18 protein-coding genes are annotated in these 22,761 nt (G+C 61.9%); 9 read left to right on the top strand and 9 right to left on the bottom strand.

The window, feature by feature from the left end:
- Window positions 1-121 precede the first annotated feature (121 nt).
- The 6 genes from HA399_RS08850 to fliF are packed head-to-tail and all read right to left on the bottom strand — an operon-like array spanning window position 122 to window position 7,233.
- A complete protein-coding gene (locus HA399_RS08850) occupies window positions 122-1,648 on the bottom strand; it encodes a flagellar hook-length control protein FliK (protein WP_404324704.1) in 1,527 nt (508 codons plus the stop codon).
- Window positions 1,649-1,674: 26 nt separating this feature from the next.
- Entirely contained in the window at window positions 1,675-2,124 is a 450-nt protein-coding gene (gene fliJ, locus HA399_RS08845) for a flagellar export protein FliJ (protein WP_284726051.1), read from the bottom strand.
- Between the two features lie 40 nt (window positions 2,125-2,164).
- Window positions 2,165-3,523, bottom strand: a complete 1,359-nt coding sequence (gene fliI, locus HA399_RS08840) for a flagellar protein export ATPase FliI (RefSeq protein WP_404324703.1) — start codon at window positions 3,521-3,523, stop codon at window positions 2,165-2,167.
- A gap of 10 nt (window positions 3,524-3,533) precedes the next feature.
- Entirely contained in the window at window positions 3,534-4,439 is a 906-nt protein-coding gene (locus tag HA399_RS08835) for a flagellar assembly protein FliH (RefSeq protein ID WP_404324702.1), read from the bottom strand.
- A gap of 24 nt (window positions 4,440-4,463) precedes the next feature.
- Window positions 4,464-5,462 (bottom strand): flagellar motor switch protein FliG, encoded by a 999-nt coding sequence (gene fliG / locus HA399_RS08830; RefSeq protein WP_404324701.1) that lies wholly within the window; start codon window positions 5,460-5,462, stop codon window positions 4,464-4,466.
- Complete coding sequence (gene fliF, locus HA399_RS08825) at window positions 5,455-7,233, bottom strand: flagellar basal-body MS-ring/collar protein FliF (protein ID WP_404324700.1); 1,779 nt, start codon at window positions 7,231-7,233, stop codon at window positions 5,455-5,457. The genes fliG and fliF overlap by 8 nt, the downstream gene beginning before the upstream one ends.
- 269 nt (window positions 7,234-7,502) lie before the next feature.
- Between fliF and fliE the strand changes: the two genes are divergently transcribed.
- Window positions 7,503-7,865 carry a flagellar hook-basal body complex protein FliE gene (gene fliE / locus HA399_RS08820; RefSeq protein ID WP_404324699.1) on the top strand — a complete coding sequence of 121 codons (363 nt, stop codon included), beginning with the start codon at window positions 7,503-7,505 and terminating at the stop codon, window positions 7,863-7,865.
- A gap of 204 nt (window positions 7,866-8,069) precedes the next feature.
- Here fliE and HA399_RS08815 read toward each other — a convergent pair whose 3' ends face one another.
- Window positions 8,070-9,794, bottom strand: a complete 1,725-nt coding sequence (locus tag HA399_RS08815) for a flagellin (RefSeq protein WP_404324698.1) — start codon at window positions 9,792-9,794, stop codon at window positions 8,070-8,072.
- 469 nt (window positions 9,795-10,263) lie between these two features.
- Here HA399_RS08815 and HA399_RS08810 point away from each other — a divergent pair, with 469 nt between their 5' ends.
- Window positions 10,264-11,022: an RNA polymerase sigma factor FliA gene (locus HA399_RS08810; RefSeq protein ID WP_404324697.1), complete on the top strand. Its 759-nt coding sequence runs from the start codon at window positions 10,264-10,266 to the stop codon at window positions 11,020-11,022.
- A 216-nt stretch (window positions 11,023-11,238) separates the two neighbouring features.
- Here HA399_RS08810 and HA399_RS08805 read toward each other — a convergent pair whose 3' ends face one another.
- Window positions 11,239-12,840, bottom strand: coding sequence for an MFS transporter (locus HA399_RS08805; protein WP_404324696.1), 1,602 nt, complete (start codon window positions 12,838-12,840; stop codon window positions 11,239-11,241).
- A 739-nt stretch (window positions 12,841-13,579) separates the two neighbouring features.
- Between HA399_RS08805 and HA399_RS08800 the strand changes: the two genes are divergently transcribed.
- The 7 genes from HA399_RS08800 (at window position 13,580) to HA399_RS08770 (ending at window position 21,046) form a co-directional block, all read left to right on the top strand.
- Complete coding sequence (locus HA399_RS08800) at window positions 13,580-14,569, top strand: DctP family TRAP transporter solute-binding subunit (protein WP_404326938.1); 990 nt, start codon at window positions 13,580-13,582, stop codon at window positions 14,567-14,569.
- 235 nt (window positions 14,570-14,804) lie between these two features.
- On the top strand, window positions 14,805-15,311 hold the full coding sequence (locus tag HA399_RS08795) for a TRAP transporter small permease (protein WP_404324695.1): 507 nt from the start codon (window positions 14,805-14,807) through the stop codon (window positions 15,309-15,311).
- Window positions 15,301-16,596 carry a TRAP transporter large permease gene (locus HA399_RS08790; protein WP_131432069.1) on the top strand — a complete coding sequence of 432 codons (1,296 nt, stop codon included), beginning with the start codon at window positions 15,301-15,303 and terminating at the stop codon, window positions 16,594-16,596. The genes HA399_RS08795 and HA399_RS08790 overlap by 11 nt, the downstream gene beginning before the upstream one ends.
- Before the next feature lie 425 nt (window positions 16,597-17,021).
- On the top strand, window positions 17,022-17,264 hold the full coding sequence (locus tag HA399_RS08785; RefSeq protein WP_284726061.1) for a DUF1656 domain-containing protein: 243 nt from the start codon (window positions 17,022-17,024) through the stop codon (window positions 17,262-17,264).
- 105 nt (window positions 17,265-17,369) lie between these two features.
- Window positions 17,370-18,335, top strand: coding sequence for an efflux RND transporter periplasmic adaptor subunit (locus tag HA399_RS08780; protein WP_404324694.1), 966 nt, complete (start codon window positions 17,370-17,372; stop codon window positions 18,333-18,335).
- A gap of 3 nt (window positions 18,336-18,338) precedes the next feature.
- Window positions 18,339-20,582, top strand: coding sequence for an FUSC family protein (locus tag HA399_RS08775; protein ID WP_404324693.1), 2,244 nt, complete (start codon window positions 18,339-18,341; stop codon window positions 20,580-20,582).
- A gap of 140 nt (window positions 20,583-20,722) precedes the next feature.
- Window positions 20,723-21,046: a hypothetical protein gene (locus HA399_RS08770; RefSeq protein WP_404324692.1), complete on the top strand. Its 324-nt coding sequence runs from the start codon at window positions 20,723-20,725 to the stop codon at window positions 21,044-21,046.
- Between the two features lie 151 nt (window positions 21,047-21,197).
- Here HA399_RS08770 and HA399_RS08765 read toward each other — a convergent pair whose 3' ends face one another.
- Window positions 21,198-22,586, bottom strand: a complete 1,389-nt coding sequence (locus HA399_RS08765; protein WP_404324691.1) for a GntP family permease — start codon at window positions 22,584-22,586, stop codon at window positions 21,198-21,200.
- Between the last annotated feature and the right edge of the window lie 175 nt (window positions 22,587-22,761).

Genomic DNA, 22,761 nt, shown 5'->3' with positions numbered 1-22,761 from the left:
TCGAACGGCGGAATAACGCCACGTGCGAGCGCTTACTTGAATGATGACGCGCCAGGCGGGCTCATCTGACAGCCACCTGACGGGAGCCGCTGACACAAGCACCTGGCAAGCGCCAGGCCCGTCATGCCTGCCATTCACGCTGCCCCCAGGCTGCCTGGGATGCACTTGCAAGATTGCTTGTGAGATTGCCCGCGGCGAGACTTCCCTCCATGGCGTCAGCGCTTGTGCTGGCATCACTCGCCGGCTGACCCTCGAGGTGCTGGGCGAACTGGCCCTGATTGGCCGAGTTGTCTGCCGCCCCGTCCGGAGTGTCGCCCGGTGTGTCGTCCTGAGTACTGAAGGTGATCGCCGTCAGCTCGTGCCCCCGGGATTCCAGCGCCTGACGCAGCTCGCTCAAGGATGACTCGACAGCCGAGCGCACCTGTTGGTGGCCCGCGACGAAGTGCGCACTGGTGCCCTGTTCGCCAATGTTGAGGCGAATGGTCAGCTTGCCCAGGTTGGCCGGATTGAGCGCGATCTCGGCCTGTGGCGACTTGCTCAGCTGCATGCGTACCACCTGCTCGTTGAGTGCCTGTTGCCAGGCCTGAGTGCCGACGCTTGCGGGAATCAAGGCTCCCGCCTGTGATGCCATGCCCGTTGGATTGGCTGCTGGATTGCCGGCAGCATTGAGCATGGCGCCGCTACCTGCAGCGGTCGAACTCGACGCGCCGGCTGACACGCCAGCCGTTGACGCACCCGAGAGCTGGGACTGATCGCCACCGCTACGTGAAGAATTCGCATCAAGCAGGGCGCCGTCGGCCTTGGCGGTGATGCCTTTAATGGCCTCCTTGGTCAGCGGGCCCAGCGCGCCATCCGTCAGCGAGGAGGGCGCATCCGCGCTCAGGCTGCCTGCCGCTGTCGCGGAGCTCCTGTTGCTGGGCGACTGATCCGCAATCGCGCCGTCCAGCCCCACCGCCGCAGGGTTACGCAGTGCGGCGATCCAGTCACCTTGCAGCGCTGAGTTGCCTGCTGTGCTGCCTGCCGTGTTGGCCGCTGTGCTGCCCGAGGTAGAGAGCGCCTGTGCGCCAGCGGGCGTTGCCGTTCCCGCCGTCGTGGCAGTTGTTGTGGCCAATGTCGTATTCAGCGCTGCCTCGTTACTGCCAGAGGTGCCTTGGTCGCCTTGCGTGAGTTGCTGCAGCTGTTGCATGCGCGAGATGCCGCGCTCGACGCTGCTATCCAGTCGTGAGGCCTCAAGTGGCTGCGCTGATCGCTGTCCTGCTGTCTGGCTTGCCGATGAGGACTGGGCAGGCGGGAGGTTGCCATTCTGGAGGGCGGCAGCGACCGGGTCCGGAGTGGGCGATGTCTCTGACGACGCTGCCTGAGCCTGCTCGAGGTGCTGGGCATGCTTGTCTTCAGCCGCCTCGCGACGCTCGATACGCTGCTGCTGTGCGTCTTTCGTTTCTGTCTGCACTTGCACCTGCGCCGCTTGCGTGTCCTGCTGGCGATCCTCGCGCTGGGCGCGTGACAGATGTGCCTCGAAGGCGCTCTCTGCGGAAGCCGAGCTGACGTCGTCGCGCGAGCGAGCCTCCTCAGAGGAGACCTTGGCGCTGGTCGGCGCCCTGGTTGGCGAGGTGGCCGACAACATCGAGATGCGTGCAGTGTCCGTCATGGTGTCACTCCTCCGACTGGCCGTCTTCAGCCATTGGCACGGCGTAACCAGGCCTGGGTGGCTTGTTCATCACTCTGGCGTTGCTCGGCGGTACGTGCTTGCAGCGCGGCGCTCAGGCTGGCGCGGTCCGCCAGGCCCTGCCAGGCCGCGTGGGTCTGCTGTTCCTTCACCAGCCGCTGATGCTGATGGTGCGTCTGGGTCTGTTCCTGGGCTACCCGTGCGCGACATTGGGCAATCGCCTTGTCCAGCGAGGCGATGAAGGCCTGATAGTTGTGCCAGCTGGCCGGGTCCAGCCCCTGAGTCAGGCGTGCCTGCATCTGCTGACAGTAGTCGAGACGGTATTGCTCGAGGGTGACCAGTTGCTGGGCGGCGGTTTCCTGACGCTGACGCTGGCTGGAGAGCTGGCGCGCAGCGCCATCACGCCGGCGCTCGCTCAGCTGGGTCAGGGTGTCGAAACGTGACGATGAGATGGCCATTCAGTGAGAATTCCCGATCAATGACAGGTGAGGGCGGCCATCATGGCTGGGCCAGCAATTGTTCGAGCATGTTCGTACTATCGGCAAGAGTTGCGTGCTGTGTAGTGCCTTGTTGCAGGAAACGTCCCATCGGCTCGTGCAGGCGCACCGCGGCGTCGAGCACCTTGTCGTTGCCGGGCTGGTAGGCGCCGATGGCGATCAGGTCCTGATTGCGCTGATAACTGGAATAGAACTGCTTGAAGCGACGGGCGCGGGTGAGCTGCCGCTCCGGCGCCACCGCCGACATCGCGCGGCTGATCGAGGCTTCGATATCGATGGCCGGGTAGTGGCCACTTTCCGCGATGCGCCGCGACAGCACGATATGTCCATCCAGAATTGCGCGGGCACTGTCGGCGATGGGGTCCTGCTGGTCATCGCCTTCGGTCAGCACGGTATAGAAGGCGGTGATCGACCCGCCGCCACGCCGGCCGTTGCCGGTGCGTTCCACCAGCGCCGGCAGCTTGGCGAAGACCGAAGGCGGATAGCCCTTGGTGGCCGGTGGCTCACCGATGGCCAGGGCGATCTCGCGCTGGGCCATCGCGTAACGGGTCAGCGAATCCATGATCAGCAGCACATTCTGGCCCTTGTCACGCAGGGACTCGGCGATGCGCGTCGCGTAGCTGGCGCCCTTGAGGCGGTGCAGCGGCGTCATGTCGGCCGGCGTGGCCACGACCACGGCGCGCTTGAGGCCTTGTTCGCCGAGAATGTTCTCGATGAATTCCTGCACCTCGCGCCCACGTTCGCCGATCAGGCCGACCACGATCACATCGGCATCGGTGAAGCGCGCCATCATGCCCAGCAGCACACTCTTGCCGACGCCAGAACCGGCGAACAGCCCCATGCGCTGGCCACGGCCGACGCTCAGCAAGGCGTTGATGGCGCGAATGCCCACATCCAGTGGCGTGTCGATGGGCGCGCGCTCCAGCGGGTTGAGCGGGCGGCTCTCCAGCGGCGCATGTTCGACATCTTCCAGCGGACCGAGGCCATCCAGCGGGCGACCCACGCCGTCGACGACCCGCCCGAGCAGCGCTTCGCCGACCGGGTAGCGTCGCTCGCCGACATTGCCATGCCCGAGGGGAAACACCCGCGCGCCCGGTGCGACGCCGCTGAGCGGGTCGATGGGCATCAGGTAGAGGGTCTGATCGGCGAAGCCGACCACCTCGGCCTCGGCCGGCGGCAGGTTCGCGCCCAGCTCGACCAGACAGCTGGCACCCACCGGCAGGCGCAGGCCGACCGCCTCCAGCACCAGGCCGGTCGCGCGCACCAGGCGGCCATTGCTGCGCTGGGGCTCGAGGCTCTCGACGCGCTCACGAATGGCGCCCAGTGCGCTGCGCCATTGCTGTGCGGAAGAGGTGCTCATGGCGTGTCACTCATGTGCGATCTCCTGCCAGCTCGGTGCGTGCCTGCTCTGGCTGTACATGTTCTGACGACTGGCGGTGCACGATGCGCGAACCGCTGGCCTCATCCTTGCCATGCAGGCTGCCGTCGGCGCTGCCGCGATGGCGCAGCTGGCGTGACAGCATCTCCAGGCGACTCTCGAGACTGGCATCGTGACAACCGCTGTCGGCTTCGGCGCGACACCCGCCAAGGCTCAGGCTGGCATCCGGCAGACATTGCCAGCCCAGCTTGGCGAGCTGTTCGCCCATCGCCTGCTCGACGCGCGGCAGGTCGTCCGGATTCAGGTAAAGACGCGGACGGCCGATCAGCGGCGGATCCGCCGCCAGCAGGCTGCGCACGCTGTCGATGATGTGCTCCGGGTGGGCACGAAATGCCTCACGGGCCAGATGCTGACCGACGCTGATGGCCAGTGCCGCCAGCTCATCGCTGATCTGCTCATCCAGGCACGCCAGCGATTGCTGCAGGTTCTCGATCAGCGGTGCCAGCTGGGCGGCCTGCTGTTCGAGTGCCAGCTGGGCGGCCTCGGCCTGACGCGCCGCCTGCTCGGCGGCTTCCTGCCTTGCACGCGCCAGACCCGCTTCATAACCGGCTTTCTCGCCCGCGGCATAGCCCTCGTCACGCGCAGCCTGTTGCTGCTGTAGCGCCTCCTGCTCGAAGGTCGAGCGGGCACGCTGCGCCATGCGCCGAATCAGGCCGGCATCCGGCGCCGCAGTGTGCGGCATGCCGGCTTGAAAGCCGCCACCCGACTGGGGCGACGCGGACTTGCCATCCAGCGCGTCAAGTTCCAGCGGTTGCCACTGATGCATGTCATCGCTGCCTGCCACGTCGCGCTCGGCCCACGGGTCAGGCGCGTCATGATGCGGATCAGAACTGGACATGGTCCTCACTAGACATGCTCCTTGCTAGACATAGTCCTCGCCACCGCTGTTGATCACGATCTCGCCGCTGTCGGCCAGTCGACGCACCGTCTGCAGGATGCTCTTCTGCTCGGCCTCGACCTGGCTGACACGCACCGGCCCGCGCGCCTCCATGTCATCACGCAGCATCTCGGCAGCACGCTGCGACATGTTCTGCAGGAATTTCTGGATGATCGCCTCGGGGGAGCCCTTGAGCGCCGTGACCAGCGTCTCGTTGTCGATTTCCTTGAGCAACAGCTGGATGGAGCGGTCCTCGAGCCCGACCAGGTTCTCGAATACGAACATCTCGTCGATGATCTGCTGCGCCAGACTCTCGTCGTGGTTGCGCACCGCCTCGAGGACCTGCTCTTCCTGCTGGCCCGGCATCAGGTTGAGTATCTCGGCCGCGGTACGAATGCCGCCCATCTTGCTGCGCTTGAGGTTCTGCCCGCTGAGCATGTTGCTCAGCACTTCGGTCAGCTCCTGCAGGGCCGCCGGCTGCACGCCACTGAAGGTGGCGATACGCAGCAGCACATCGTTGCGCAGGGTGTCGGAGAAGTGCTCGAGAATCTGCGAGGCCTGATGGCGCTCCAGATGCACCATGATGGTGGCGATGATCTGCGGGTGTTCGTCGCGGATCATCTCGGCCACCAGCGGCGGCTCCATCAGGTTCAGCGTCTCGATGCCATTGTTCTGACCGGAGCTCTCGTAGATGTCTTCGAGCAGCGAGTTGGCGCGCTCCTGACCCAGCGCCTTCACCAGTACCGAGCGGATATGGTCGGTGGACAGCAGATTGACGGCGCTGAACTGCTCGCTGTCGGCGTGGAATTCCTCCAGCGTCTTCGCCATCTGCTCCTGGGTGACCTGCGGCATGTTGGTCATCGTCGCGCTGAGCTGCTGGATCTCCTGGGCAGACAGGAACTTGAAGACCTCTGCGGCGCTGTCCTCGTCGAGGCTCATGATCAGGGCCGCGCTGCGTTCCATGCTTGTCAGTGTCTTACTCATGGTGACTCATCCAGTTCTTGAGGATCATGGCGACCATGCGCGGGTCATCGCGGGCCATGTCACGTGCATCCTTGAGGTTCTGCTGATAGGTGGTCGGCGTGCGCGGGCCACTGGCCGGTGCTGTCTGGCTCGCCATCATGCTGCCCAGCTCACCATTGGCCGTCGCCAGGCCTGACTCCATGCCGCCGATGCCACCCACAGCGCTGCCGGCGGTCGCTGTGCCGGGCGGCTGACCGATGGTCTGGTAGGCTTCCTGCGGACGCAGCAGCGGCTGCAACAGCGGGCGAAGCAACTTGCGATACAGCAGCCAGGCGATGAAGCCGATGATCAGGTAGCGGCCAAGCTCGATGGCCAGCGCCTGCATCTCGGGATTGTTCAGCCACTTCTCCCACCACTGCTGCGGCGGGCCGGCGTTCTGCTGCTCGGCGGTCATGAAGGGCGCATTGATCACGCTCAGGCTGTCGCCACGCTCGGCATTGAAGCCCATCGCCTCGCGCACCAGCGAATCGATCTGTGCCAGCTGGTCGTCTGCCAGCCGTTCACTGGTCGGGTTGCCGTCACTGTCCATGATGCGACGGTGATTGATCACCACCGCCACCGAGAGATTGTCGAGGCGACCCAGGCGCGCGCGGGTGTGGCGCACGCGCTTGTTGACTTCATAGTTGATGGTGCTGCTGCGCTGATAGTTGCTCAAACCGCTGGCCGCGTCGTCAGTCTGTGTGGTGCGGTCAGCATTCGCCGCGTCATCGGCATTGATGGGCGAGGCGGCAATCCCCGGGGGCGTGTTGGAGAGGGCACCCGGCACGCCGCCGATGCCGAGCATCTCGCCGGCGCCGGTATTGTTGAGCTGTTCACTGCGCACCGCTGCGCTGCCCGGCTGCTGATTGGGCGTATAGTGCTCCTCGGTCTCTTCGGCGTGGGAGAAATCGAGCTGGGCGCTGACCTCGGCGCGGAAGTTGTCGCGTCCCACCAGTGGGGTCAGCAGAGCATTGATGCGCGATTGATAGCTGCGCTCCAGTGCCTGGGCATATTCCAGCGCGCTGCCATCGAGATTGAGCGCATCGCCCGCCGGGCGCGACAGCGGATTGCCGTCCTGATCGACGACGGTGATATCTTCACTGGCCAGGCCTTGCACGCTGCCGGCTACCAGATGCTGGATGGCCTGGATCTGACGTGCCTTGAGCTGCTGGCCGCCCTTGAGTTCGACCACCACGGACGCCGTCGCTGGGCGACGCTCGCGCACGAAGACGGAATCTTCCGGCAGTGCCAGGTGCACACGGGCACTGGAGACCGGCTCGAGACTGGCGATGGTGCGCGACAGCTCGCCGGACAGGGCGCGCTGGTAATTGACGTGTTCGGTGAACTGGCTGATGCCGAAGGCCTGGGTATCCATCAGCTCGAAGCCGGAACCGCCCTGACTGGGCAGGCCCTGCTGGGCAAGTGCCAGACGCAGACGATAGACATCCTCCTTGGGTACCTCGACGGTGGCGCCTTCATTGCTCAGCCGATAGGGCACGCCGGTCTGCTCCAGCTGCGCGACGATCTCGCCGCCTTCGCTGGCGGGCAGATCACGATAGAGCACACTCCACTGGGTGCCAGCGCCCCACAGCAACAACGCGACGATGACAGCCACGCTGAAGGCGGCCGCCATGATGAGCGGCAGACGTGGCAATGCCGCCAGGCGCGCCAACAAGGGGTTGGCTGGCTTGTCCGATGATTCTGACGTCGTCGAGGTGCCCGACTGGGGCGCTGTCTGGCTGGGTGTACTCATGCAGATGTCCGATAAGCGCCGTGGTCTGAACTCGCAGCGGGTGATTCCAGCAAGCAGTGCGAAACATGAAAACGATGGATCAACAATGTCGCGTTTCTCAGCGCCTTCTTGCGTAGGCTGGCCATTATCGAAGCTGGGCGCACATCCAATCAGACGAATAGCGTCGCAAAACAGGGGTATTAGTCACTTTCAGCTGCTCGACTGACTGGTAGTCTGAGCCCCACTGAAAGCGGCAGACGAATGGCGCGCGTTGAGAAAGGAGAGGCGGGATGGCGATTGAGGCAGTCGGCGCGGCGATGTCATCCGCGATGACGGGCAGTCTGCAGCAGCTCGACCAGATGGCGGCGCAGGCGGCCGGGAGCAACGCTCAATCGGTGGGCGCAGTGTCAGAGGCCAGCGGCACAGATGCACAGGGCTTTGCCGGCATGCTCAAGGATTCGCTGGCGCGCGTCAGCCAGTCACAGCAGGTCGCGGCAGGCCAGGCCAAGGCCTTCGAGTTGGGCAGCCCGGATATCAGCCTCGATCAGGTCATGGTAGCGGGCCAGAAGGCCTCACTGGAATTCGAGATGACCGTGCAGGTGCGCAACAAGTTGCTGAGTGCCTACAAGGAAATCATGAACATGGCGGTGTGATTCATGTCCGCATTCCAAACAAAAAGGGCAGACGCGATGCGTCTGCCCTTTTTGTTTGCTGCTGCTGGATATTGCTGGCGGAGGTTGAAATGCACGAGCACTGTTAACTAAAAGGACCAATATCAACAAGGCCACTATTCTCTGCCAGCGACGGGCCTGCCACTCTTGCTGAGTGACAGGCCTATACAGCATGCGAGCCAGAGATCAGCCCAGCAGAGACAGCACGTTCTGCGGCACCTGGTTGGCCTGGGTCAGCATGGAAGTCCCCGCCTGCTGCAGAATCTGTGCAGTGGTCATGCTGGAGACTTCTTCCGCGTAATCGGCATCCTGAATACGCGACTGGGCAGAGGCCAGGTTGGTTTCAGTCGTCGCCAGGTTGGTGATGGCAGAATCGAAACGGTTCTGCACGGCGCCGAGGTCGGAACGCATGCTGTCTACTTCCTTGAGGGCGGAATCTAGAGCGGCGAGCGGGTCTTGTGTTCGGTCACCTTGGCTGGTTTCTGATGTGGTCAGTTTGCCTTCCGAACCAAGGTAAACACTGGCGCCAACTTCTTTGGCATATTTCGTGCCCTCTACATTCGTACCATTGCCTGCCACTGTTACCGCGCCAGTTTGTTCATCGACTTCATAATCAGTCGAATAAGTTGCTATATCAGTTAGCTCGCCTTCACTATCAATATATGTGTCGTTGGAGTCAGTGCTCGAAGCGTCGAATGTAACGTCAGCTGTAGTTACTCCGGCACCGATTTCCATAACAGCGTCATCTGTACTGACACCTACTGCATTTTCCACGTCTTCGATAGTAGCAGTTTCTTTGTAGCTTAATTCATTGGCAGTGGTACTGCCGGTATATACGTTGTTATCAATTGTAAAGCTACGAGCCGAGGAATCTGCTACAGCAGTTACACCAGCACTAACCGCACCGCCGGTGACTGCGACCATATTGGACATTGTCGCATTTTGAAGACTGCCAGAGCTATTGTTGGATGTTAAATTTCCATCATCAGTCCAGTATGCAGTCTCACCACCTAGAGAAATGGCGCCAGTTGCATCTACTTCAAAGTTAGCGGTATCTCCCGCGCTGTTAGTATAAGTTCCTGTTTTGGTGCCAGTAGTTGGTAGTATGTTTTGGTCTTTAAGTAAATCATCAATTTCTGCACTTGCTGAACCATCAACAGTCTTGTCGTATTTGAAGTTGTTCTCGCTCGAATCAAAGGTGTATGTTGTCCGTGTGGCAGTAGCCCCTGTGGTAACAGTATTGCCGTCGCTCATTTGAGAAAATGCTTGCTCAAATGTTGCAGCTTCGTGATTAGTGGTGACCACATATGGATCAGTTCCAACAGCCCCTGCGGCTGTTAAATCGTTTATGGTTGCGGATTTGTTTTGAACAATACCACTGCCATCGACGTTAAATCCGTCTAATCCCAGAGTCTGAGACGTAATATTTTTGAGGTCAATGTTTATGGTTTGTCCATCGTTAGCACCAACCTGAATGCTCATTGAACTATCTTCTTGCAGAACATTGATTCCATTGAAGCTTGTCTGTTCAGAGATGCGATTGATTTCGTCAAGACGCATGGTGATTTCATCTTGGATGGAACTAAGGTCATCGGCATTGTTGGTGCCGTTTTGCGCCTGGACAGTCAGCTCACGTACTCGCTGCAGGTTATCGTTGACCTGATTCAATGCGCCTTCAGCGGTCTGTGCGACAGAGATGCCGTCGTTGGCGTTACGCTGTGCCTGGGACAGGCCGGTGATCTGGGAGTCCATGCGGTTGGCGATGGCCTGGCCGGCGGCGTCGTCCTTGGCGCTGTTGATGCGCAGGCCGGAGGACAGACGTTCCATGGAGGTGTTCAGGGCGTTCTGGGACTGATTCAGGTTCTGCTGAGTCACCATGGAAAGGGTGTTGGTATTGATCACTGAAGCCATGTGTCACTTCCTGTCGTAATGGGGAGATAGATGGCGTGTCGCCAGTAACGACTCCTGTGCCGTTGCTTCAGTTATCGTCGCGGCGCGACAGAACTTTAGAATTTTTTTGCGGCCTTTTGACGTTACTCATTCCGGCTGCCCCGCTGGCTTTCCTTGCGCGCTCTTCTTGCGGGCGCCCTCGTGGCATCCTTGCTCCACTCTCGCTTCACCCTCGCGACATTCTGTCGACCGGCTGGCGGGCGTTGTGCATGTCTCGTCTTCCCTCACTGTCTCTTCACGTCTGCCTTCATTTCCGCCTCCCTGAGGCGGAGTGGCGACGTAAGGCAGGAAAGCCGTCGCTGAGGGTAGCTATTCGAGCGAATGGTTTGTGGCGGGGGCGCGACAATACGCTGGGAACAGGAGTCCCGAGGATGGGGCATGACCCTGAGTCAAACGGCCCCGAGGGATGCAAGCGAGGACCAGGACGCCGATGTATACCGCCAATGGGCGCATGGCCCAGCAGGATATCTACACCGAGTATCAGCCGCTGGTGCGCCGCATCGCGCTGCAGCTGCAGGTGCGCTTGCCAGCGAGTGTCGATCTCGAGGATCTGATTCAGGCCGGCATGTTGGGGCTGTGTGAATGCGTGGGCCGCTATGAGCAGGGCCACGGTGCCAGCTTTGCCACCTATGCCAGTCAGCGCATCCGTGGCGCGATGCTCGATGAGCTGCGCTCGCGTGACTGGTTGCCACGCAGTGTGCGCCGGGCCGGGCGCGAGCTAGAGAGCGTGATCCAGCAGCTGGAGCAGAGCCTGGGCTATCCGCCGGAGGAGGCCCAGATCGCCGCCGCCATGGGGCTTGAGCTGGAAGATTACCGACGCCTGCTGCTGGACACCAACAACGGCATGGTGATGTCGCTGGACGAGATGATGGATGAGGAAGGCGGGCTGGCGGGCGGTTATGCCTCGCCTGAAGCGACACCTTTCACCACGCCGTTTGCCTTGCCGCATGATGCGCTGGAAGAGGCCGATACGCGGCGCGCCCTGAACGAGGCCATCGCGCGGCTGCCGGAGCGCGAGAAGCTGTTGATGGCGCTCTATTATCAGGAGAAGCTCAACCTCAAGGAGATCGGCGCGGTACTCGATGTCACTGAATCGCGTGTCTCGCAGCTGCATTCTCAGGCCGTGCGCCGTCTGCAGGGTGTGCTGGCACCGCATCTGGTGGCGCGGGCGGGCAAGCGTCGCCGCTGAGTCTCTATCCTGAGACTCTATCGTTTTGAGCCTTCTTCGTTTCCCAGAGCTTTATCCTCTCGCTGTACCGTCTTGCTGTTACGCCTGCCTTGTTTTTGCTGTCTCAGTTTCTCCTGTCCCTATTCCGCCCGCCCCAAACAAGAACACCGCCCTGAGAGGCGGTGTTCTTGGTTATCTCTTCTATTGTTTATCACTCGAGCATGTCGTCAGACGTGATCAGTAGCTCTCACGCTCCGGCTCCGACTTGACGCGGCGCTCCTCTTCGCTGAGGTGCTGGGCCTGCTCATCGATATGGCCATCCAGATGCCAGTCATCTTCCATGCCGGTGACGCGGTCGTTCATCACACCTTCCTCGTTGTCGACCTGCTGCACGACACCTTCTTCTGTTTCAGCGGCGGCTTCCTGTTGCTGGGCAGCGAGTTCTTCCTCGCTCGGTTCCGGCTCAGGTTCGGCATCGAAGTCGAATTCCAGCTGACCGGTTTCCGGCTCGGTGATGGCTTCCTCGACCCAGGCAGCACTCAGCGGACTGGTGGTGGAGGGTGCCACCACATAGTGGCCGGGGTGATCGCCTTCCTCGGCATCCAGTTCCTGACGCGGCTTGCTGGTGACACTGGCGGCCAGAATCACGATCAGCACGTGAATGGCGGTCAGGGTATAGAGGAAGCCGACGGCCCCGAAGCGCTCCATCAGCAGGCCCGCGGTGAGCGGGCCCAGAATCGCGCCCGCGCCATGCATCAGCACCAGTGTGCCGCTGGCGGAGATGATCTGTGGCGTGGTCAGCAGGTTGTTGGCCGCCGCCAGGAACAGCGAGTACTGGGTCAGGATCAACCCGCCGAGGCCCGCACCCAGCAGCGCCATGGTCAGCATGCTGCCACCACTGAACGGCACGCCACCGATGGACAGCGCGATCGCCCCGAGACTGCAGCCCAGAATCACCTTCTTGGCCGACAACTTGTCGGAGAGCTTGCCCAGCGGCCATTGCAGCAGGGCGGCACCCAGAATGAAGGCGCCCATGAACCAGGAGACTTCCTGCACTGGCAGGCCGGCGCGGTCGGCATACACCGCGCCCATGCCGAAGACGGTACCGTTGGCGATACCGGTGGCGAAGCCGCCCAGGGTACCCAGCGGTGCCAGGCGCAGCAGACGAACGATCCCCATCGCCTCCGGCTGTGCGCCTTCCGGTTGTGGTGAGGCGGACAGCAGCATCGGCACCAGCGCCAGCGACATGATCACCGACACCAGGATGAACAGCAGATAGGTGTCCGGGTTGGCGACGTTGAGCAGCAACTGGCCGCCGCCCATGCCCAGATAGGTGATCACCATGTAGATGGCCAGCAGACGGCCACGCATCTGGTTGGTCGCCTGGCTGTTGAGCCAGCTCTCCGCCACCACGTAGAGGCCGGCGAAGGCGAAGCCGGTGATGAAGCGCATGGCGATCCACACCTCGGGCACCACATAGAGTGCGTGGATCAGGATGCACACCGAGGTGATGGAGGCCAGTGCCGCGAAGGTGCGCACATGACCGACCCGGCGCAGCTTGCGGGGTGCAAGTGTCGAGCCGAGCAGGAAGCCGGCGAAGTACGCCGACATGATGATGCCCGTCATGGTGTTGCTGAAGCCTTCCGAGGAGGCGCGAATCCCCAACAGACTGCCCTGCAGTCCATTGGCCAGCATCAGCATCCCCATTCCCAGCAGCAGCGACCACAGAACGACCGCTGCGCCGAGACTGCTGGTCGGCTGCAGTCGTTTGCGCGAGGTGTCGAGCGGCTCGGTCTCGAAGGTGGGAGTGGGTATGGCTTCCTGCTGGGGGTTCGGCATGGAAGGGGGCCTCATCGGTCAGGGTCGGGACCGTGGGAGCGGTGCCGACGAGATGTCAGGTACGACACTTGCGTGCGTGATGTTGGTCAGTCGTGGTCGGTCCTTGCGGGAACGGCGCTCAGTCTACCGACCGAATCCGGAGTCTGCGACCCGTGGTACGCCATTGCGTGGTTGAAAGGCGACATATCGTGAAATTTGTCTCAAGGATGTAATGGGGTGGATAAATATACAGTGTCTCATGAAATCATGACCCGACATGGACTCGGGACACGCTGGCGCTGTAAAAGCACGGCATCTCGCAAAGGGCAATATCGTCAAACTCCCTGCTGACGGGGCCTGCTCGAGGGTTAGCCCTCTGGCATCGCTGGATGCACTCCTTAGCAACACACGCTGATGACACCACATGGTCGAGCGTTTCGTACGCAAGAGGTCTCGGAAAACCCGAGGGGTGGATGAATATACAGTAATCGGTAATGCAGCGAGTTAGCATGTGAGCGTCGAAAAAGCGCCGATCTGTCGCATGGTCGAATGGTCAGCGACCAAAGTAGATGCGAATCTGCCTCTGGACACACTCAACAACATCATAATCAAGAGGTTATTCATGACCCTGACCGCTGCACACGCCAACGCTGGCCCCGCCTCTCGTCACCTGCGTCACCGCTCTTCGGATCATTCTCCGGCTCTTTCTCAAAGCCATACCGCGCGCCCGCATGTCGCTGCCACGGGTCGCTCTGCCCTGATGGCCGGCGTGCTTGGCCTGGCCTTGCTGTCACCGCTGATGGCCAGTGATGCCGAGGCGCGTGAGCTGTCCGTCTCCACCGTGCTGTCGGATGCCTTCCCGTGGGGACAGGCGGCCGAGAAGTGGGCGGAGCTGGTAGAGGAGCGCTCCGGTGGTGAACTCACCCTGCGCGTCTATCCGAATGCCCAGCTGGTGGCGGGGGACCAGACCAAGGAGTTCTCGGCCATGCGTCAGGGGCTGATCGATCTCGCGGTGGGCTCGACCATCAACTGGTCGCCCCAGGTACCGGAGCTCAATCTGTTCTCGCTGCCGTTCCTGATGCCGGACCACGCCGCCATCGATGCGCTGACCCAGGGCGAGTCGGGCAAGCAGGTCTTCGCCGCCATCGAGTCCAAGGGCATCAAGCCGCTGGCGTGGGGCGAGAACGGCTTCCGTGAGGTGTCCAACTCCTCGAAATCGATCACCTCGCCGGATGACCTGAAGGGCCTGAAGATTCGTGTGGTGGGCTCGCCGCTGTTCCAGGACACCTTCACGGCGCTGGGCGCCAACCCGACCCAGATGAGCTGGGCGGATGCCAAGCCGGCACTGACCACCGGTGCGGTGGATGGACAGGAGAACCCGCTGTCGGTGTTCGATGTCGCGCGCATCGACCAGGTCGGTCAAACCCACCTGACGCTCTGGCACTACATGGCGGACCCGCTGATCTTCGCCGCCAACCAGCGCGTGTGGAAGTCGCTCAGTGACGAGGAGCGCACTCTGCTGACCGAAACCGCCAAGGAAGCGGGTGCCTGGGAGATCGCCATGAGTCGTGAGGGCAATGCCCAGCGGCTGGCGGACATCGAGGCGCGCGGCGTGAATGTCGTCAAGCTCGATGAGGATGCGATGCAGACCTTCCGTGACGCCACCCAGTCGGTCTATGCCAGCTGGACACCCAAGATCGGTGAGGCGCTGGTCGAGACGGCACGTGCCGAGGTCGAGGCCTCGCGCTGAGTCGGCCAGGACCACCATCGCCGCTGCTCACTGAGCAGATGACATCGGGAATAATGCGGTCTGTGCGCGTTATTGAGTGAAGAACCATGCCGGGGCCTGACAGCCTCGGCGTTCGTGTGGATCGCGTGTCATGACGCAAAAGTCGCAACAAACCTCTCAAAAAACCTCTCAACAAGCTTCATCTCAAACCGGCGCCAACGGAGCGCCTGCTCACACAGACAGGCCACCGCCACGCGTGCGGCCAGAATCCTGGCTGGCGGCGTTGGCGCTGGGGCTGATCGGTATCATCAGTCTGGCCAATGTGGTGGTGCGCTATGCCACCGATGCTTCCTTTGCCTTTACCGAGGAATTCTCGGTCTTCCTGCTGGTGTTGTTGACGCTGGCGGGCGCCTCGGTGGCGATTCGCCGTCAGGCACATATTCGTATCGCATTGCTGGAAGACGTGCTGCCGTTGCCGCTCTGGCGACTGGTCGTGATAGTGCAGACCCTGGCGGTGCTGGTCGTGCTGGGGCTGGTGGTGTGGTTCGGGGGCACCTTCGCGCTGGAGGAGTATCAGTGGGACTCGCTGTCACCGGGACTGGGCCTGCCCAACTGGTGGTACGTGATCTGGCTGCCGATATTGGCGCTGGCTATGGCCTGGCGTCAGCTGCAGCAGTGTGTCGAGCGTCTTGTGCAAGGGCCTGGGCAGGGACCCGGGCAGGATGCGTCTCCGGAGCACAAGGAGTCTGATCATGAGTCCTGATCTCTGGTTGCTCGCAAGCTTTGCCGCGCTGTTGATACTCGGCGTGCCGGTGGCCTTCGCGCTGGGGCTCTCGGGTGCGGTGGGTATCGTGGCGGGGCTGCCGGTCAGCATGCTGGCCACCCTCGGCACCAACACCTACAACAGTATCGCCAAGTATCCGCTGATCGCCATTCCGCTGTTCATCCTGACTGGCCTGGTGTTCGAGCGTGCCGGAGTGGCGGCGCGGCTGGTGCGCTTTGCCCAGGCGCTGATCGGCCCACGGCATGGCGGCCTCGCGCTGGTGGCGGTGCTGGTGTGTCTGATCATGGGCGGCATGAGTGGTTCCGGCCCGGCGGATGCCGCTGCGGTGGCGATGGTGATGATCCCCAGCATGACACGGGCGGGCTATCCCAAGGCGTTCTCGGCGACGCTGATTGCGGCCTCGGCCTCCACGGCGATCCTGATCCCGCCGTCCATCGCGCTGATTCTTTACTCCATCGTGGTACCGGGGGTGGATCTACGCGCGCTATTTGCCGCGGGCCTGATTCCGGGGTTGCTGGTCGGCGTGGCCTTGCTGCTGCCGGCCTGGTTCCTCTCGCGTCGCTATCGCTGGGAAGACCCGACTCAGGTCGAGCGTATCGCGCTGGGCCCGGCGTTCAGATCGGCGATCCCGGCCCTGCTGGCACCGGTGATCATCCTCGGTGGACTGCGCTCAGGCCTCTTCACACCTACGGAAGCGGCGGTGGTCGCGGCCGCCTATGGGCTGTGTGTCGGGCTCTTCATCACCCGTGAGCTCAAGCTCTCTCAGGTGTGGGAGCTGCTCAGGGAGGCGGCCGTCATCTCTGGTGTGGTGATGCTGATCATCGCGCTGGCGGGCATATTCGCCTGGGCGGGCACCATGCTGGGTACCTTCCGGCATCTCGCCGAATGGCTGATCACGCTGTCGGATAGCGGAACGACGCTGCTGATTCTGGTGATGGTGGCGGTGCTGATCGCCGGGATGCTGCTGGATGCGGTCTCCATCTACCTGATCCTGATGCCGGTGCTGATTCCGGTAATGCAACACTTCGGCTGGCATCCAGTGTGGTTCGGTATCCTGCTGGCGATGAACATCGCGATCGGGCAGTTCACCCCGCCAGTGGCGGTCAACCTGATGGTGACCAGCAGTGTGGCCGGGGTTCGACTCGAGAAGACGGTCGGGTGGGCGATGGTCTTCGTGGTGGCGATGCTGGCGGCGTTGGCGGTGGTGATGCTGTTCCCTGAGCTGGCCTTGTGGCTGCCACGCGTGCTCGGCTACGCGGTGTAGTCGACCCTCACGATCATCACTTGATGTCTTCACTGTGCAAAACAAACGGCTTGCCTTCTGGGTAAGCCGTTTTGCGTCTCAGGCCAGCTTGGCCGCTGCTACCACCTGAATGTCTGGTGACCATTCCGGTTGTGCTGGTTAGCGCGCAGCCAAATGGAGCGCGGATTCTGGTCGCGCGCTATGCAAGGAATGGGGTGATTCTTTTCACGCAACGGTGCACGCCGGCGAAAAATGTTAGCCTGCATATATTCTCAGCGATGATGCTGCCCTGAAGATTCGCGCAGTGGAACAGTTCACCTGCGGGTCTTGAATGCACGCCAGGCAGCCACCATCGTTGAACGCTGATTGCACGCATGGCAGTCGCTATTCATCAGCTATCGCATACATAAGCCAGCTCTCGCACAACGCAAGTCAAGGACATCTCGATGAAGGAAATCGCCGCAGGCAATGATGTTGCATCTGGCTTCAATGCGCTGCATGAAATGGTGGTCGGGGAATTCCTGATCAGCCCGATGCTGGTCTATGCGCTTGTCGCCTTGCTGGCGGCGGGTCTCATACGCACGCTGCTGCATCGTCTGCTGGCCAATCACGAGCTCTGGTTCGAGGCTTGGTTCGATATCTCGCTGTTTGTCATCTGTCTGGCGGCGGTGGTTGCCCTCGTGACGTGACGTACGTCATTGCCCCAGCGTCTCGCCCTTCGTCATCTCGACTTCCCCGCGAACCCTTTCGTGGCACCCATTTCCTCCAGCCCCTCTATCCCCCAAGGAAACCGCATGCGCAACCTGCGACAGAAAGCCGTCAAATGGATCATCACTCTATGTCTGGTGGCGGCTGCAGCCTGGTGCGCGGTGTGGCTGTGGAATACCTACATGTACAGCCCCTGGACACGCGATGCCCGGGTGCGCGCCGAGGTGATCACGCTGAGCCCGGATGTCTCCGGCTGGGTGCGTGAGCTGAACGTGGCGGATACCACGCGGGTCAAGGAAGGGGACGTCATCCTTCAGGTCGATCGTGCGCGCTATGAGGCGGCGCTGGCCAAGGCCGAGGCCAGTCTCGCCAGTGCCAAGGCGACCCTGAGCCTGAAGGAGCATGAATCCAATCGTCGTGGTCGCTTGACCAATCGTGCCATCAGCGAGGAAGAGCGCGACAGTGCGCGTCTGGAGGCCGAGGTTGCCCGCGCTGATGTGCAACAGGCCGAAGCCGCGGTGCAATCCGCGCAGCTGGATCTCGATCGTACGCGTGTGGTGGCACCTGCCGACGGCAGTATCCTCAACATGCACCTCAGTCAGGGCAATTACGTCACGGCAGGCACGGCGGTGATGGCACTGATCAAGGATGACTCCTTCTACCTGAGTGCCTATTTCCAGGAAACCAAGCTGCAGCATGTGCGTCCGGGCGATCCTGTCCAGATCACGCTGATGAGTGGCAATGAAGACTTCAAGGGGCGGGTCGTGGGGATCGGCCAGGGCATCGCCGATGACAATACCGCGACCAATGCCCAGCAACTGCCCCAGGTCAGCGCCACCTTCAGTTGGGTGCGTCTGGCGCAGCGCATTCCGGTGCGGGTGGAATTCGATGATATCGAGGCGGTACGTGCCTCAGGTGTCAATCTTGCCGCCGGAATGACGGCGAGTGTCAGGCTGATCACGGCGGAAGACGGCAATGATGAGGCGACGCAGGCCAAGGCGGAACCGGTCGAGACAGCTCAGGCCGTCCAAGACGAAGACGGGAAGCTCTGATCCATGTCTCCCGCTCTGGCCGCCTTCCTCAGGCCTTCGCCGTTCGCGCTCAAGTTCGCCACCAAGGGTGTGCTGGCGATGGCGCTGGCCCTCTACGCCGCCTTCTTCTTCGATCTCGATCGACCCTATTGGGCGCTGATCTCGGCGGCGTTTCTGCAGACACGTCCGATGTCGGGCATGGTGGTCGAGAAGGGCATCTGTCAGGTCACGGGTACCTTCGTCGGTACCTGTGTGGCCGTGGTGATCATGGGCTGCTTTGCCCAGGTGCCGGAACTGGCGCTGGGCTCGGTCACGCTGTGGATCGGGCTATGCATCTATGGCGCCTCGCTGACGCACAACAATCTGTCCTATGGCTGTGTGATGGCGGCGGTGGCCTGCATGATCATCGTGGTGCTGACGTCCTCGGCGCCGGATGACTTCTTCTCGGTGGCGCTGGCACGTCTCAGCGAGCTGAGTCTCGGCGCGCTGTGTGCTGTCGTCGTGAGTGCGCTGGTCTGGCCGATTCGCGTGCATGATCATCTCGGCAAGCTTTCGGACACGGCGGTGAATGCCACCTTCCGTTATATGGCGCTGGCCTTCTCGATGCCGCTCGAGGCGGACAGGGCCGTGAACCGAGATACTGACGGCCATTCACAAGCCCAGTTAAAAGGTCAGCAACGTGAACGCATGGCGATGCTCGAGCAGATGATGACCGGGCTGGATGCGCTCAACAATCTCGAGATCGACGCCCACTCGGCGCGTTATGAAGGCCCCCAGGGCAAGGGGCGCATTCGCGGCGTACACCTGCTGACGCGGCGTAGCATGCGTCTCTACGCGACCCTCAAGGCCCTGCACCAGCTGCGTCATCCCGAGTTCTTTGTGCCATCACAGAGTGATGACGGTGAGGCGATAGCACCGACGGGTGAGCAGAACCAGACCCAGACCCAGAGACAGGAAGCCGAACGCTTCAGTCAGCCGACGCAGGACCTGATGCAACGTCTGGGGGCTGCCTTTCAGAGCATGGCCGACAATCAGGGCACGGCCCAGGCGCGCAAGACGCTCAAGGAGCTGCGCGGAGAATGTCTGCGCCTGTCTCGCGGTCAGCGAAGCATCACCGCACTGGAAGCCCGGCTGCTGTTCAGTCTGCGCGAGGTGCTGGGGCATGCGCTGGTCATTTTGCAGGCACGCGAGGTCATCAATCATCCTGGCCGTCATCAGCTGCGTCAGCCAAGCATGAGCTGGCACCGCGATCACGGACGCGCCGCCATCGATGCGCTGCGTGCGATGGCCATCTTCAGTGCCACGGCGATCTTCTGGCTTGCGACGGCGTGGGACAACGGGGCGGTGGCCATGCTGCTGGGCACGCTGTTCTCGGGCATCTTCGTCAGTCGCGGGGATCCGGCACCGATCATTCCGATGGTGCTCAAGGGCTTGCTGCTGGCGGTGCCGAGCGTATTGCTGTTCGGCAATGTCATGCTCAGTCACGCCCAGCACTTCGTGCCCTTCGTGATCATCTTCAGTATTCCCCTGTTCCTCGGCTTGATCGGCTCCGTCGTGCCGGCGCTGGCGGGGATCGCCTTGCCTTTCGTGGTGTTCAACATTCTGCTGGTGATGCCGGACAACGGCATGACCTTCGATGTCGCCTACACCCTCAATCGGAGTCTGGCGGCCGGGATCGGTCTGATCGTGACCATCATCGGTTTCCGCCTGATTCCCGTGCCGGGGGCCGGCTGGGACAAGCGCCAGCTGATTCGCGCTACGGCGAGTGACATTCGTGAGCTGGCGAAACGCTCCACCGAGCGCCTGGACAGCTGGTTCGGCGGGCGCATGGGCGACAGGCTGCTGCGCCTGGCCCGGCATGAACAGACTCGCAGTCGTGAACAGGAAGCGCGCCGCAGTGGCGAGAATGCAAGCGGTCTGCCCGATGAGGCGCAGCAGCAAGTGCTCGGCATGCCGCTTCTGACGTTGGGGCTGACAGGGATGGATATCGGACGCGGCATAGGCTTCGTGCGGCGGGAATTGGGCAACGATGTGCCACGCCCGGTACTGCACGCCTTGCGCGAATTGATCCATGCGCTGGCGGATGACTATCAGCGCTGTGCCCGAGGAGAGAGTCCTACCAGAATGCGGGAGGCTGGTGACCGATTATGCGAAGTGATCGAGCAACATCGCACCATGAGTCGGCATAAGCAGGCGCTGCTGGCGGGCTGGCTGACGCGAGTTCAGCTAACCTTGCAAAGTGATGCCCTGCGCCAACAACGCAGCTGATATTGCGTCAATGAGAGTCACTTGCAGATTCCAACAAAATGTTCTTATAAACCGGCCCGCAGCATATCTTCTGCGCTATGATAAGAAGGTCAGCTCAAAAATGAGCAAAATGTATTAGCGCCTTACTGTAGGAGAGAGCCATGGCTTTCATTAACGATATCAGCAACAGTGGGCGCAATGTTCCCGAGCGTTTTCGGCGCGTGACCTTCACGACGCAATATCTGCATGAGTTGAATCTCTATGTATTGCCGGCAAGCGAGGTATTGTTGCGCATCTCCCAGGCGGGCGAGGACCTCATGCTGCTGCAGTTCGACGATGAGTTTCATGCCGAATTCATTGCCTCGCGTATCGTCGAGTGGGTCGCCGAGAATCCCGGCACCGACCGCGATGACCTGACGCTGTGGATCAAGACGCGGGCACGCCATGAGACGCTGGACCCGAAGCGGGCTCACCACGTCTATTGAGGTGTCAGTGCGTTGCTGGCCAGCGTGATTTCTCAACAAGAAGGCCACCCGAATGGGTGGCCTTCTTGTCATTGGCCTTCTTGTCATAGGCCTGGCGTAATTTTGTTCCACTCATGGCCAGAAACTGCCCACAGTTGTGGAGCTTCAGGGCTCAGAAGCTGCCGACCAGGCTGCCCAGGGTCACGACGGCAATCAGGGCCAGCATCGGGAAGGCGACCGTCATCATGAACATCTGGCCGTAGGATTGACGGTGAGTCAGCTTGCAGATCGCCAGCAGGGTGATGACCGCGCCGGAGTGCGGCAAGGTGTCCATGCTGCCCGCCGCTAGCGCCGCCACGCGGTGCATCAGTTCCAGGTCGATGCCGGCATTGACGGCCATCTCGCGATAGGTCGCGCCCAGAGTCGACAGCGCGATGCTCATGCCGCCGGATGACGAGCCGGTGATGCCGGCCAGCACATTGACCGCCACCGCTTCCGAGATCAGCGGGTTGGCCGGATACAGTCCGAGCACCGCCTCCTTGACCATCGCGAAACCGGCCAGGCTGGCGATCACCGCGCCATATCCCACCTCTGAGGCGGTATTGAAGACCGGCAGCATGGCGCCGAAGCAACCATTGTTGACGGTGGTCTTCAGGTCGGCCCACTGCTTCCAGCGTGAGATGACCAGCCAGGTGGAGGCGAAGGCCAGCGCGATCAGGATCGACCACATGCCGGTGGCACCCGCCGGGTCAAGCTCCGGGAAGGCCTCGCTCAGGTAGGAAAAATCGATGCGCGGGAAGACGAGATAGGTCAGCAGGGCATTCAGGCCGATGACCATCACCAGCGGAATCAGCGCCGTGATCATGCCCATCTGTGCAGCGGGTGCCGGGGATTCCTCAAGCGCTTCCTCCTTATGGACCCCGTAGCCTTCCCCCTGTGCCTGAGCCTTGCTGGCACGTCCCTTCAGCCACCAGGTACCCAGCCCCAGCATGATCAGGCCCGCGATGATGCCCAGGCCTGGCGCTGCAAAGCTGTTGGTCTGGAAGTAGGGGATCGGGATGGCGTTCTGGATGGCCGGCGTGCCGGGGAGTGCCGTCATGGTGAAGGTGAAGGAGCCGAGGGCGATGGACGCGGGCAGCAGGCGCTTGGGCGTGCCGGTGCGCTGGAAGAGCTGGGCACCAATCGGATAGACGGCGAAGGCGACCACGAACAGCGAGACGCCCCCATAGGTGAGCAGTGCACAGGCCAGGACCACGGTCAGGATCACATGGCGTGTGCCCAAGCGTTTGACCAGGCCTTCGGAGATGGCATGCGCGGCCCCGGAATCGGCCATCAGTTGACCGAACAGGGCGCCGAGAATGAACAGCGGGAAGAACTTGGCCAGATAGCCGCCCAGCTGACTCATGAAGGTCACGGTGTAGCTGGGCAGCAGGGCGGCTGCATCTCCTGACAGGACGACGGCGAGGGCGGCCATCAGAGGGGCGAGCAAGAGAACGGTGATACCGCGGTAGGCCAGGAACATCAGCAGCCCGAGCGATATCAGAATGGCAAGAATACTCATGAGGGGTATCTCGTAGTTGGCGTTATCGTAATCGTGGGTCGTCTGCCATTGACGACGGTTGTCCTGTCTACAGGTGCGTGGCCTGTTGTTTTTGCTATTTATTGGCTTATATACAGAGACATCCAGCACACTAGAGATTGTCTGACATGAGAACAATGCGCCTTAAGTGGCAGCG

Source organism: Cobetia sp. UIB-001 (assembly GCF_044789135.1).
GTDB classification, from domain to species: Bacteria; Pseudomonadota; Gammaproteobacteria; order Pseudomonadales; family Halomonadaceae; genus Cobetia; species Cobetia amphilecti.
This window is presented reverse-complemented; position numbering and strand designations above follow the sequence as displayed.

Coding starts and splice junctions, on each gene's coding strand:
- HA399_RS08765 (WP_404324691.1), bottom strand. CDS start 22,586: ATGAGTATTCTTGCCATTCTGATATCGCTCGGGCTGCTGATGTTCCTG.
- HA399_RS08785 (WP_284726061.1), top strand. CDS start 17,022: ATGAAGGAAATCGCCGCAGGCAATGATGTTGCATCTGGCTTCAATGCG.
- HA399_RS08850 (WP_404324704.1), bottom strand. CDS start 1,648: ATGACGGACACTGCACGCATCTCGATGTTGTCGGCCACCTCGCCAACC.
- HA399_RS08815 (WP_404324698.1), bottom strand. CDS start 9,794: ATGGCTTCAGTGATCAATACCAACACCCTTTCCATGGTGACTCAGCAG.
- HA399_RS08780 (WP_404324694.1), top strand. CDS start 17,370: ATGCGCAACCTGCGACAGAAAGCCGTCAAATGGATCATCACTCTATGT.
- HA399_RS08805 (WP_404324696.1), bottom strand. CDS start 12,840: ATGCCGAACCCCCAGCAGGAAGCCATACCCACTCCCACCTTCGAGACC.
- fliF (WP_404324700.1), bottom strand. CDS start 7,233: ATGAGTACACCCAGCCAGACAGCGCCCCAGTCGGGCACCTCGACGACG.
- HA399_RS08835 (WP_404324702.1), bottom strand. CDS start 4,439: ATGTCCAGTTCTGATCCGCATCATGACGCGCCTGACCCGTGGGCCGAG.
- HA399_RS08770 (WP_404324692.1), top strand. CDS start 20,723: ATGGCTTTCATTAACGATATCAGCAACAGTGGGCGCAATGTTCCCGAG.
- fliJ (WP_284726051.1), bottom strand. CDS start 2,124: ATGGCCATCTCATCGTCACGTTTCGACACCCTGACCCAGCTGAGCGAG.
- fliI (WP_404324703.1), bottom strand. CDS start 3,523: ATGAGCACCTCTTCCGCACAGCAATGGCGCAGCGCACTGGGCGCCATT.
- fliE (WP_404324699.1), top strand. CDS start 7,503: ATGGCGATTGAGGCAGTCGGCGCGGCGATGTCATCCGCGATGACGGGC.
- fliG (WP_404324701.1), bottom strand. CDS start 5,462: ATGAGTAAGACACTGACAAGCATGGAACGCAGCGCGGCCCTGATCATG.
- HA399_RS08790 (WP_131432069.1), top strand. CDS start 15,301: ATGAGTCCTGATCTCTGGTTGCTCGCAAGCTTTGCCGCGCTGTTGATA.
- HA399_RS08810 (WP_404324697.1), top strand. CDS start 10,264: ATGTATACCGCCAATGGGCGCATGGCCCAGCAGGATATCTACACCGAG.
- HA399_RS08800 (WP_404326938.1), top strand. CDS start 13,580: ATGGCCGGCGTGCTTGGCCTGGCCTTGCTGTCACCGCTGATGGCCAGT.
- HA399_RS08775 (WP_404324693.1), top strand. CDS start 18,339: ATGTCTCCCGCTCTGGCCGCCTTCCTCAGGCCTTCGCCGTTCGCGCTC.